This window comes from Lactobacillus sp. UMNPBX16, assembly GCF_002553775.1.
Lineage (GTDB): Bacteria > Bacillota > Bacilli > Lactobacillales > Lactobacillaceae > Lactobacillus > Lactobacillus crispatus.
The window spans coordinates 52,847-64,585 of the sequence record NZ_PCYU01000002.1; the positions used below are offsets into that span (position 1 = coordinate 52,847).

The window sequence follows — 11,739 nt, forward strand, 5'->3', positions numbered from 1 at the left end:
CAAAAAAGCAAAAAAAGCCGGCCGCTTACCAGCCGACTCAAATAATTTATGCGTTGTGTGCTAAAGAATATGCGGCAAGTCCAATTGATAATACAGCATCTTTAGACAATACTTCTTGCAAGTCCTTAGCTGCAATTGCTTGAACCGCACCAATAACTTTCAAGCTGTAAACAATTTCACGATAATCAGTAGTTGGATCGTATAAATCATCTTCATATGGATTCTCATGATTGTAGGTCAAGTTGATCTCGTCCTTATCAACAAAACCATCAACATGGTTAGTTAAAATGCGATCATGCAAATCAGTCAACTTACTGTCCATCTTGATCAAAGTTAGTTTGTGATCGCTTTCAGCTTCATAATATTGTTCTTCAGTCATGTCGAAGTAATCCTTGATTGGGTTATTTAAAACGCCCAAGTTATCGATTACTTTGTAAACAGCTTCAGCGCCAAAGTCTTGTTCGCCATTTAAAATTTTATCTTGTGATAAGGCTAAATCATCAGCCAACATCATGGTATCTAATTTTTCCATAGGATCCTCCTCGAAATTCACACCTAATTATAGCAAAAAAAGCTGTTAAAACCCTTATTTCGCACATAAAAATATAATTTCTCAAAAAATAATCGCATTTTTTTGCGTAATAAATAATAGAGGGGTAAAACATTACTTACATAGAAAGAGAGAAAAATATGAATCAAGAAATTATTCGCTGTCCATGGGGCGATACAAAAGACGAAGCAGTACAGGAGTATCACGATCATGAATGGTGCAAACTTAATCTAGATGAGTCACATTTGTATGAAATGCTTGTGCTCGAACTTTTCCAATCAGGTTTAAGCTGGTCCACAGTTTTGCATAAACGCGACAATTTTAAAGCTGCATTCAAAAATTGGCAGATCTCTGAAGTCGCAAAGATGACCGATAAAGATATCGATTCATTAATGCAAAACAAGGGCATTATCCGTAATCGAATGAAAATTAATGCTGCTGTTAAAAATGCTCGGGCATTTTTGACAATTGAACAAAAATATTGTTCAGTCGCCAAATATTTACAAAATTTTGTACCTACTCCAATTGTGCATGATATTGCCAGCTTTGATGACGTTCCCACTTCTAATGACCTATCGCAAAAGATATCCAAACAAATGAAAAAAGATGGTTTCTCCTTTGTGGGACCTGTAGTCATTTATTCCTACTTGCAGGGAATCGGATTAATCAATGATCATTTAAATCAATGCCAATTTAAGTTTCACGGCTAACAAAAAAGCGAGGACTTTTCGTCTTCGCTTTCTTTAATATTCAAATTTTGGGAATTAGACTAACTTCTTTCTGATCCAACCAGAAATCCAGTCGATGATCACCACCATAATGATGATCCCTAGCAAAATGATACCAACACGGTCCCATTGACGATATTGCAAGGCAATAATCAATGGATAACCGATACCACCGGCACCTACCAAACCAAGGATAGATGCGGAACGAATGGAAACATCAAAACGATAAAGCGTATTTGAAATAAGTGCTGGCATCAAGTTAGGCAAAGTTGAGAACATGACCACATGAAACTTAGAACCACCGGCTGCAACAACAGCTTCATTTGGTCCGTCATCCAAGTTTTCAATTGCCTCTGAAAACAGCTTGGCAAGCATCCCCACCGAGTGGAAACCCAATGCCAAAACACCGGCTGCAGAGCCTGGACCCACAGCTTTAATGAACATCAAGGCTAAAACAATTTCTGGGAAAGAACGGATAATTGCCAAAACAATTTTACCAATTCTTGAAGTGTACCAGTGCTTATGCTTAGTGTGTGCTGCCCAAAAGGCAAATGGCAATGAAATAATTGCAGAAATAAATGTACCTAAGAATGCGATACAAATAGTTTGCCATAATTGCGAGATCAGATCTTCACCAGAGCCATTGTAAACGTATTTCCAATCCGGATGGAAAATCCCTGAGAAAATCGCTCCTGCAATCTGGCCAGCAGTTGCCTTGATCCCACCAAAGTTAATGCCAGTGAATGACCAAACAATAATGATGATTGTCACAATCGCAATCAGCCAATGCACTACTTGCTTCTTACGGTCAACGGGTTTAGCAGGTAATTTTTTCATAGTAGTATCCATTATCTCATTAACGCCTCCCGTGACTTAGATGAAACATAGTCGATTAAGACAACAACTACGATAATAACGATGATGATCGTACCAGTTTGAGCATAGTTGAAGACCTGCAAAGTCTGTTGCAAGTTCAAACCAATACCACCGGCACCGATATAACCAAGGACTGTTGATGCTCTGACATTGATTTCGAATGCATATAAAACATATGAAATGAAGTAAGTCATGATTTGTGGCAAAACTGCTTGGTGAATAATTTGTAATTTATTAGCACCTACTGCAGTTAAAGCTTCAATTGGACCTGGATCAATAGTTTCAATTGCTTCGTAGAACAGCTTAACAACCACACCAAAGGTGAAAACTGCCAAAGCCATGACACCGGCAACAGGACCGATACCAACAATAGCTACGAAAATCGCACCCAAAAGCAAGTCAGGAATAGTTCTGATGATGTTCATGATAAAACGAAGCACACCAGTCACTGCCTTGTTTTTAACAATATTACGTGCAATTAATAATGAATAAATAAATGCGATTACTGACCCAATGACGGTTCCCAAAACAGCCATTTTAATCGTTTCAATCAACTTAGGCCAAATAACACTCATATAGCCCCAATCTGGGTGAGACATTTGCACAAAAATATCCGCAAATTGATCCCAGTTTTGGAATAAAACAGAAATGTGCGTATTGGTTACATCAATTGAAATGAACAAGCCAGCGACCATGATGATGGTCCAAACCAAATTCATAATCTTGAATTTACGCTTAGGCAAATTCATTGCCTCTTTTGTTTTAGGCATTATTCTGCCTCCTCGCTGCCGTCGCCACCATTATAAATATCAGTGAAGACAGACTTAGGAGTATCCTTCATCTTACCATCATAAACAACTTGACCAGCGCGAATACCAATTACACGTTCACCAAATTGTTGAGCCAATTCGATACTGTGCAAGTTGGCAACAACAGTCATGCCGTATTTTTCGTTCAACATCTTTAAGTCATTCATGACTCTGACTGATGTTTGTGGGTCAAGTGATGCAGTTGGTTCATCGGCCAAAATAATTTTAGGATTTTGCATCAAAACACGAGCAATCGCAACACGTTGTTGTTGACCACCAGATAACTCATCGGCACGAGCATAAACCTTGTCAGCCAAGTCAACTTTTTGCAATGCCTCATAGGCCTTTTGTTTATCTTCTTTGCTAAATAAATTAAACGTGGTCTTCCAAGTTGGGTAATAAGCAACGCGGCCAACTAATACATTACGTAAAACGCTGGAACGCTTAACTAAGTTAAAGCTCTGGAAAATCATTCCGATATCACGGCGCAAGTTACGCAAGTTCTTACCTTTTGCCTGAGTAATTGACTTGCCGTCAATCAAAATATCGCCCGAACTGATATTGTGTAAACGATTGATGGAGCGAAGCAGAGTTGATTTACCTGCACCTGATAGACCAACTACTACAACGAATTCGCCCTTATTAATTGTTAAATTGATGTCCTTTAAACCGACAGTCCCATTGTCATAGATCTTAGAAACATCTTTTAATTGGATCATTGGCTTATCTGCCATTTAATCGCAGCTCCCTTAATTTGAATTATTATTTCTTAGTGGATTCAACCATCTTGTCATACTTACGAACAATGTTGAAGTCACTGTCCTTAGCGTAATCATAGCCTTCGTGGCTGTAGACACTTTCAATAACCTTACGGCCTTCCTTAGACTTACCAACAGCGATAAATGCCTTAGCAAGCTTCTTGCGGAATGACTTAGACATGCTTGGAATTACTGAAATAGTATCGTTTGGAATTGGCTTAGTGAAGTAAATTGGAACAACTTGACTCATAATCTTTGGGTTGTCCTTCAAAACAGTGTTACGTGCATCTTCAAAGACAAATGCTGCATCGGTGTCACCGTTCAATACGTTCAAAACAGCTTGGTCATGACCAGTTACAGTAACTAACTTAGAGTCCTTGGTTACATCCAAGCCCTTTTCCTTAAGTTCAGCAACTGGGAAAACGTAACCTGCAGATGAAGTTGGGTTTTGAACTGAGATTGACTTACCCTTCAAGTCCTTCCATGACTTAATCTTTGAACCCTTCTTAACAAGGATTTCGGCACGATAGTTCTTAACTAAATTCTTAGTTGCCTTACCGCCTGGTTGTTTAACGCCCCAACGTTCAGCTTGCAAAAGCAAATCAGCAGCGCCTTGCTTGTGAGCCAATACATAACCATCTGGTGGAAGGAAACCAACATCAACCTTCTTTGACTTCATAGCTTCTACAACAGTGTTGTAGTCAGTTGACATTGAAACGTGAACAGGAATACCTAATCTCTTTGAAAGCATCTTTTCAAGAGGCTTAGCACGAGCTTGCAACTTAGTTGCAGCTTGACTTGGTACAAATTGAATAGTTAATGACTTAGGAGTGTAGTTTTCCTTTGAACTACTGCTCTTACTTGAACATGCAGTTGCAACAACTGCAACAAGCATTGCCACAACGGCTACCAAGATTTTACGAAATCTTTTCATTGATTCCTCCATAAAACACAAAATAAACAAAAACAAACTTGACGCTAAAAAAGGCTTAATTACGAGTCGCTCAAAGACGACCAATAATTAAGCCTTTTTAAGAACGTTATTATTAAATAAACGAACAGAAAAAACATCTTCACGGGAGGAAGACTTTGCCACAGTAAGAAAAACGTTTTCAATTCTTTTAGCTTGTGCAAGCAATTTATCCCACTCTCCTTCAGTCATTCCACGTTCATTTTATAAAATGATACCAAAAGCATTCGTATTCTATCAAGCTTTTTGACTAATTTTTATAAAAAAAACGTTAAATGAGTATATTCACATCTAACGTCCATTCTTATAGGAATTAGTTCTTCTTCATCGTTGGTTTTACTGGGTTGTTAGCCATATCTGTCTTAACAATCAAAACATCAGCCAACGCATGTTGGTTAACATATTCAGTAACTGAACCCATAAGCATTCTTTCAACGGCATTCAAACCAGTTGCACCCATTACGATCAAATTGTTATGGTGGTCCTTAATGAAGTCGTAAGAAATAATCCGCTTAGGACTGCCATAACGAATGTGATAATCAACATCGTCAAAACCGAAGTTATCGTGAGCCCATTTCTTCAAACTCTTCAAGTATTCTTCAGAATCTTGAGTCATTTGGTAAATGGTATCTCCTGAAATCAAAGTGTCTTGCATTTCACCCATAAATTGACGCGTATCGATTACGTTCAATACATCAACATGAGCACCATCACGCAAACCAACTTTTACAGCCTTGTCAAAGGCTCTTTCAGCTGATTCTGAGCCATCAACCGGAACTAAAATGCTTTCTTTTCTTTTATCTGTCACGTTAATTCATCTCCTATAAATTGCACTAGTACTTACTCTTTATTTTAGCATAATTTTGAAAGCCGTTACTTTTTAATTGATTGTTTGCTTGAAGATTTGTTGCTAAAATAATATTCATGACATTCATTAACAGAAAGGGGAGAATTTTTTTGACTAAAAAATTAACTAATCAATTAATCGGCGTAACTAGTGGACGCAACTTCCGTGAACTTGGAGGTTATGAAACTTTATCCGGTAAAAAAATCAAGATGCACAAGTTGCTCAGAACCGGTAACTTAGCTGATCTTTCACCATTTGATAAGCAGTTTTTAACTGATTACGGCGTTAAATATGACGTGGACTTCAGAAGTAAAGAAGAAGTTGATAATCAACCCGATCGCGTGCCAGATGGTGTTGAATATATCTATGATCCCGTCTTCAGTGAGGACTTAACCAATTCATCCAAGAGTATCACTGACTTAGATACACAAGCACACGACGACGCTGATTTTGGCTTCAATCACATGCATTATGCTTACGAAGACATGATCGAAAGTGAACCTGCACAAAAGGCATATCGCAAGTTCTTCGATGTCTTGCTTGAAAATACGGTGGATGGCGAAAGTGTTATTTTCCACTGTACTGCAGGCAAGGATAGAACCGGCTTCGGTGCATTACTTGCATTATCTGCTCTTGGCGTACCACTAAATACGATTAAGAAAGACTATCTTTTAACCAACATCACTACCAAGGATTTCGTCGACAGTATGGTTGAACATGCCCGTCAAAATGGTAAAAATGAAAATGTGCTGCAATCGATTCGTGACATTCAGAGTGTCCGCAGTGAATACCTTGACCATGCTGTTAAAGTACTAAACGATGAATATGGCGGTATTAATAACTACCTACGCGATGTAATGAAGCTCTCAAGTGCAGACATCATGAAGTTGCGTAATATTTATCTTGAAGATTAGAAAAAGAAGGCTAAAAACTAGTCTTCTTTTTTCTTGCTAAATTTTTGCTCTAAAAAGGCATAAATCGCGCTAGGATCAGTAAAATTAAAAACTTCGCGCAATTCGTTGGCTGGCGTATTAGCCAAAAAATCCATCACTTGAGCTAATAATGCAGCTTGCCCATCTGGATCATTATCTAAAAGCATGAATAAAAATTTAACTTCAATTGCTTGGCTAGGATTAATCATATTATGAAAAGTGACTGGCGTTTTCAGCGCAACCGGAGCAATCAGTCTCGTGTTAACAAACTCGCCCTCGGTGTGCGGAATCGCAATATTAGGAATATTTTTACCTAGTGTTGCAGTATCCAATCCCGTTGGAAAATTATGCTCTCTTTCGACAATATGGTGTAAAAAGTTTCCCTTAACATAGCCACTTTCGCGTAAATGCTCGTAAACTTCTTTAAAAACCAAATCTTGCTTAGTTTGATTAGAAATAAATACTGCATCAGGTGCAAAAAGATTTTGATTAGTCATTGGATTTTTCCTTCCTAATGTGGAATTAACATTTTCACCATAAGTTAACAAGACGTTTTTTTCAACCCAAAAGATGGTAAAGTTAAGGTAAATCATTTTTAAAGGGAGAAAAAAGATGGCAAAGACAAAAACTTTATACTTTGGTGCCGGTTGGTTCAACGAAAAGCAAAATAAGGCTTACAAAGAAGCAATGGAAGCTCTAAAGCAAAATCCTACCGTTGACTTAGAAAACAGCTATGTACCTCTTGATAATCAATATAAGGGTATCCGCGTTGATGAACACCCTGAATACTTGCACGACATTGAATGGGCATCAGCTACCTACCATAACGACTTAGTAGGGATTAAGTCCAGCGACATCATGCTTGGCGTTTACTTGCCTGAAGAAGAAGATGTTGGTCTGGGAATGGAACTTGGCTATGCCCTTTCAAAAGGCAAGTACATCTTGTTGGTAATTCCTGATGAAGATTACGGTAAGCCAATCAACTTAATGAGCTGGGGTGTTTGCGATAACGCAATTAAGATCAGTGAATTAAAAGACTTCGACTTCAACCGCCCTCGTTACAACTTCTACGACGGCGCAGTTTATTAAAAAAATTAAGCAGACATACTAATATAGCTAAGCATAACTAAAACGACATCGCTAATTATCTAGCGGTGCCGTTTCTTTTTTCAGATTACCTAAATTCATCAAAAAAGATTCCAAGAACCTTTTCTAACTTTTAATCCTCAATTCTTTCTCTACCTTTTGGTCTTTGTTCTAATGGATCATATCCCAAATCTTCAATCTGCAATCTTTTTTCTTGAGCAGACATTTTTGGTACTTCGTCCCAAAAATTAGTTTTTTCTTTTTTCATTTCAAGATTGCCATTAGGCTTTAGAATTAACACCACATTATCGCCTTTTTTAAACACCAGTACTTACTCCGATCACAACAGATAAAAATAATAGGAAAAATGATATTACATTTCATCAAAACTAATCAACTTGCACCCCACTTGTTCTGCCAGCTCCGTACATGAATCCGTAAAACCTGACTTTGAAAACAAATAGTAATGCCTTTTAGCCACGCTAATCAAATTACTCAAATTAATTAATTTTTCCAAGACACTTCTAGGTATAGGTTCGTTTTTCCACTTGCATTCACCGAAATATCCAACTAGATTATCTGAAGTCAGCCCCACTACATCTAATTCGACTTGCTTTTTCTCTTGCGGATCATTGCCCCACCAATTACCTAGATAAATAAACGGCATAGGGATAACTTCATCATCCTCATCATGATCCCACATGTAATTTTGAGCCAATTTTTCGAATTCCGGTCCCATGAAATTGTGTAAATCTTGTTTGATTACTTTCATTACCAATGAAGTTTGTCCTCGATCAATGGAACTCATATATTTACCCAAATATGTATACCAGAATCTAAACAAGCCATCTGCAATTTGATAGATTGTTTTACGTGATTTAGGCTTAGCCTGATCAGTTACCGGCACTTTGCGCTCAATAATGCCTAACTCAATTAAATTAGTAACGTTGCTAGTAACCAACGGCGTCGATAAATGAGCCTTAGTTGCAATGTCATTAATCCTAGATGCGCCGCCTGCAATTGCATTAATAATTGAATTATAATTTGCTGGATCACGCAATTCTTGCTTCAATAAATTATTAGGTTCTTGAAAAAGTGGTGCATTTACGTCCATAAAGTTTTCTTCAATATTTTCCCAAACATCTTTGTCTTCTGACATATAAGACAAATATAATGGAATACCCCCAGTAATTGTATTTAGAATGAAAGCCTCTTCCTTATCCATGTGTGGAAAATATTCTTGTGTCTCATGTAACGTAAATGGCTGTAATTTAAACTGAGCAGTTCTTCTGCCGTACAAAGGACTCTTATAAGACAAAACCTGCTCTTCCATAAATGACATTGAAGAACCACATAGAATCAGAAATAAATTTGTTTGTTTAAATTCATGATCAATATAAGACTGTAGCATTGAACTAATTGCATGGACTGCATTAGCTAAGTATGGATATTCATCAATAACTAATACTATTCTTTCTTTTTGAGCCAATCGAGCAATTTCTCGAAAACAATTTTCAAAATTACCATAGTTTACACTGCTCAGACTATCTGGATCTTTAAAATGTTCGATTGCAGAAGAAAAGCGTTCAAGATTATAGAATTCATTTTCTTCTAGCCCGGTAAAGTAAATAGTTGGCTTATTTCTAACAAATTCGTTAATTAATGCTGTTTTTCCAATTTGTCTACGACCATAGATCGCTGCAAATTGAAATTTATCAGCTTGATACATTTTCTCTAATTTTGTAAGTTCTTTCTTTCGTCCAATAAACATTTGGTCACCATCTTCTAAATTATACTTTACTAAATTATAACTTACTAAATCGTAATTTACTAAAGTATAATTTACTACATTGCAATATAGTACATCGTAATGTAGTAAACAGATGTGATTACATCGGATAAAAAATTTAAGCCAAAATTAAATGACCCTTCGCATAATTCATTCCAGCGAAGGGTCATTTCTTTGTTACGTATAAAAATTGCAACGATTGCTTACTTTAGCTTTCCCTTTCTAAGCTCATCGTGAGTAGTAATTGTCGTAAATCTAATCGTCTTCTTCGAATCGACTTTATAATAAACGACTAACAAATCATTTAAAATATGATATTCATTAAAACCAATCCACGGTTCATCTGTTAGTTTATGATCATAGTAAGGACCATTAGGATCGTTGATATTATCAAAATCATCTTTATTACTAGGTAGTTTTCCATCACGCTGAAGCAAAATCATAGTATATTTAAGTGTTTCTGTAGCGTCAGTTGCTTCATCATCGCTTAAATCAAAAATTTTCTTCAAATTAGCAAATCTTTTATCAAAAAGCTTAGTTGTCTTAATTTTATACATATTAAACCCCTAAGTTTTTGAAATATTCATCTAGATTATCTACTGTATTATCATCATCAGGAATTAACCCATTAACAATAGCTAACTCTTTAACCATCGCTTTTTTGCTTTCTTCATCAAAGCTTTTATTCTTATCTGGTACTACTTTTAAGCTAAACGGAACAGCTTGTTCCCTAGCTACACGAGTTACAAAAACATTAAGTAAAGCTGACGAGGTCAATCCCATTTTCTCAGCTGCCTGATTAAAAAGACTTTTAGTTTTTGCATCGACTTTAAAATTAATTGAAGCTGTTGTCATAATTATCCTCCTTATATATCTAATATACGCATAATATGTATTCATATTATATAAAGTGACAGCCTAGTAGGCAACAATAATGCTAAATACCAAACCTTTCTCAGTCAAAATTAAATGACCCTTCGCATACTTCATTCCAGCGAAGGGTCATTTCTTATTAATATTTATCATGTATGAAAGTCTTTCTTAATCCTAATCCAAGTGATTCATCAAATAGTTATTATTCTATGCCTACTAATAATTTCACGGCCTCTTATGTACATTAATATCATTTGACGATTATTGAACTACATTTGTTTTCAATTTACGATGCCCATTGGTATCACAAACCTTTCTATATATCTGACTTTGTACTCTCAAGTGCCCATCGGAACTCACCTATCTCCTTTTACTTAAGCTTATTTAATATTTTTATTTCTTAATTTCTTTACACTCATAATATAGCATGTTTCTTTCTAAATTGAAAGCGATTACATCAAAAATATTTATTTTGGTAACTTAGACAATTCAATTCTGTCGTAAGCACCGTTTTTACTACTTTCTGGATGAGGATCTAATCCAATAATAGTTATGTCCTCTTGATTAGGACCATAAACCCAAAATATTCTTCTTGCTTCACTATTTTTATTTTCCAAATAGGATTGCCAAACTTTCATACCATACCGATTGGATAGTGACGATATCTCGTGCGTATGTAACCCGGGATATCTGGGATCTTCAGATAAAACCTTTAATGCTTTACCCCACTTTTTATATAAAATAGCATTATTTTTATTAATTGAGCCACTACGATACTCTGCTTGTAATTTTTGCCACAACTGTATCATTTGTGGTACACCCATTTTAATTTTAAATTGCATTTTAAAAATCTGATAAATCTACCGGCGTAGACACTTTTCCTTCCTTAAAATTAGTAATAGATTCATCCATTACTTTTAGTGCTTTATCTGAAATACCTTCTGGTTTTGTCATCACTCTTGGCTCTAAAACTAGACAGCCGTTATCATATTCTTTAACATCATAATATTTAAATTTCGATTTACGTAACGTAATTCTCTTTTTACTATCAGTATGCGCAATATAATTATTAATAACTTGCATCAATAATTCCTCTCTTTCTAGTGGGATTTCCCACAACTATTATACCATATCATAAATTTAAAAGTTCAATATGAACTACACTGAAATTAAATTTCTATGTTTCCTACGATATGCTTTTAGCTGATGCTAAAGACAAAGGATTGGAGACTGTAAAATAGTTTGTGTAAGGATGAATGATTCCTTAAATTTATTTCTTTAAACATTAGAAAAAGGAGTTCCTTTCTCGTATGATTGGTTTGAACAAAAAAACACATACAGAAAGAAGAACTCCTTCATGAATGATTTTACCAAAGATTTTGCTCAAGCTCTATTCAATCCAGACAAAATAAATGATTTATTGCGCAAAGAGCTACAACAGGCTATTAATAACTTGCTAGAAGCTGAATTGACTGCCTTTCTGGGCTATGATCCCTATGCCAGAAATGGCTGGAAAACTGG

General features: G+C 36.0%; 17 protein-coding genes and 1 pseudogene. 4 read left to right on the plus strand and 14 right to left on the minus strand.

Features of this window, described 5'->3' with window-relative positions; translation table 11 throughout:
* Positions 1–46: 46 nt before the first annotated feature.
* Entirely contained in the window at positions 47–532 is a 486-nt protein-coding gene (locus CP367_RS00385; RefSeq protein WP_089142945.1) for a hypothetical protein, read from the minus strand.
* Between the two features lie 158 nt (positions 533–690).
* Between CP367_RS00385 and CP367_RS00390 the strand changes: the two genes are divergently transcribed.
* Positions 691–1,260, plus strand: coding sequence for a DNA-3-methyladenine glycosylase I (locus CP367_RS00390; RefSeq protein ID WP_089145673.1), 570 nt, complete (start codon positions 691–693; stop codon positions 1,258–1,260).
* A gap of 54 nt (positions 1,261–1,314) precedes the next feature.
* Here CP367_RS00390 and phnE (CP367_RS00395) read toward each other — a convergent pair whose 3' ends face one another.
* From phnE (CP367_RS00395) to CP367_RS00420, 6 genes are all read right to left on the minus strand, one after another.
* Positions 1,315–2,127, minus strand: a complete 813-nt coding sequence (gene phnE / locus CP367_RS00395; RefSeq protein WP_013085700.1) for a phosphonate ABC transporter, permease protein PhnE — start codon at positions 2,125–2,127, stop codon at positions 1,315–1,317.
* Positions 2,127–2,924, minus strand: a complete 798-nt coding sequence (gene phnE, locus CP367_RS00400; RefSeq protein WP_061204374.1) for a phosphonate ABC transporter, permease protein PhnE — start codon at positions 2,922–2,924, stop codon at positions 2,127–2,129. The genes phnE (CP367_RS00395) and phnE (CP367_RS00400) overlap by 1 nt, the downstream gene beginning before the upstream one ends.
* Positions 2,924–3,697: a phosphonate ABC transporter ATP-binding protein gene (gene phnC, locus CP367_RS00405; protein WP_005727467.1), complete on the minus strand. Its 774-nt coding sequence runs from the start codon at positions 3,695–3,697 to the stop codon at positions 2,924–2,926. Before phnC ends, phnE (CP367_RS00400) begins: the two co-directional genes overlap by 1 nt.
* Before the next feature lie 28 nt (positions 3,698–3,725).
* Complete coding sequence (locus CP367_RS00410) at positions 3,726–4,655, minus strand: phosphate/phosphite/phosphonate ABC transporter substrate-binding protein (protein ID WP_035442974.1); 930 nt, start codon at positions 4,653–4,655, stop codon at positions 3,726–3,728.
* Between the two features lie 87 nt (positions 4,656–4,742).
* Positions 4,743–4,883, minus strand: a complete 141-nt coding sequence (locus CP367_RS10810) for a hypothetical protein (protein ID WP_089145672.1) — start codon at positions 4,881–4,883, stop codon at positions 4,743–4,745.
* A gap of 121 nt (positions 4,884–5,004) precedes the next feature.
* Complete coding sequence (locus CP367_RS00420; protein WP_005727469.1) at positions 5,005–5,499, minus strand: universal stress protein; 495 nt, start codon at positions 5,497–5,499, stop codon at positions 5,005–5,007.
* Between the two features lie 149 nt (positions 5,500–5,648).
* On the opposite strand from CP367_RS00420, the gene CP367_RS00425 reads away from it, so the two are divergent.
* Positions 5,649–6,452, plus strand: a complete 804-nt coding sequence (locus tag CP367_RS00425; RefSeq protein ID WP_089145671.1) for a tyrosine-protein phosphatase — start codon at positions 5,649–5,651, stop codon at positions 6,450–6,452.
* A 17-nt stretch (positions 6,453–6,469) separates the two neighbouring features.
* Here CP367_RS00425 and CP367_RS00430 read toward each other — a convergent pair whose 3' ends face one another.
* Positions 6,470–6,967, minus strand: a complete 498-nt coding sequence (locus CP367_RS00430) for a PTS sugar transporter subunit IIA (RefSeq protein ID WP_089145670.1) — start codon at positions 6,965–6,967, stop codon at positions 6,470–6,472.
* A gap of 115 nt (positions 6,968–7,082) precedes the next feature.
* On the opposite strand from CP367_RS00430, the gene CP367_RS00435 reads away from it, so the two are divergent.
* The gene (locus CP367_RS00435; protein WP_005721703.1) at positions 7,083–7,559 is read left to right on the plus strand and encodes a nucleoside 2-deoxyribosyltransferase; all 477 of its coding nucleotides are present in this window, start codon (positions 7,083–7,085) and stop codon (positions 7,557–7,559) included.
* Between the two features lie 130 nt (positions 7,560–7,689).
* On the opposite strand, the gene CP367_RS00440 is transcribed toward CP367_RS00435, so the two are convergent.
* The 6 genes from CP367_RS00440 to CP367_RS00465 all read right to left on the minus strand — a co-directional run bounded on the left by CP367_RS00440 (position 7,690) and on the right by CP367_RS00465 (position 11,301).
* Positions 7,690–7,881, minus strand: coding sequence for a hypothetical protein (locus CP367_RS00440; protein WP_035442981.1), 192 nt, complete (start codon positions 7,879–7,881; stop codon positions 7,690–7,692).
* A gap of 48 nt (positions 7,882–7,929) precedes the next feature.
* Entirely contained in the window at positions 7,930–9,327 is a 1,398-nt protein-coding gene (locus tag CP367_RS00445; protein WP_089145669.1) for an ATP-binding protein, read from the minus strand.
* 221 nt (positions 9,328–9,548) lie between these two features.
* Positions 9,549–9,902 carry a type II toxin-antitoxin system YafQ family toxin gene (locus CP367_RS00450; RefSeq protein WP_013085691.1) on the minus strand — a complete coding sequence of 118 codons (354 nt, stop codon included), beginning with the start codon at positions 9,900–9,902 and terminating at the stop codon, positions 9,549–9,551.
* 1 nt (position 9,903) lies between these two features.
* Complete coding sequence (locus tag CP367_RS00455; protein ID WP_013085690.1) at positions 9,904–10,200, minus strand: type II toxin-antitoxin system RelB/DinJ family antitoxin; 297 nt, start codon at positions 10,198–10,200, stop codon at positions 9,904–9,906.
* A gap of 485 nt (positions 10,201–10,685) precedes the next feature.
* On the minus strand, positions 10,686–11,060 hold the full coding sequence (locus CP367_RS00460; RefSeq protein ID WP_089146120.1) for a hypothetical protein: 375 nt from the start codon (positions 11,058–11,060) through the stop codon (positions 10,686–10,688).
* 1 nt (position 11,061) lies between these two features.
* Positions 11,062–11,301, minus strand: coding sequence for a hypothetical protein (locus CP367_RS00465; protein ID WP_089146119.1), 240 nt, complete (start codon positions 11,299–11,301; stop codon positions 11,062–11,064).
* A gap of 274 nt (positions 11,302–11,575) precedes the next feature.
* Here CP367_RS00465 and CP367_RS00475 point away from each other — a divergent pair.
* A pseudogene (locus tag CP367_RS00475) lies at positions 11,576–11,739 on the plus strand (IS256 family transposase); the annotation flags it as partial.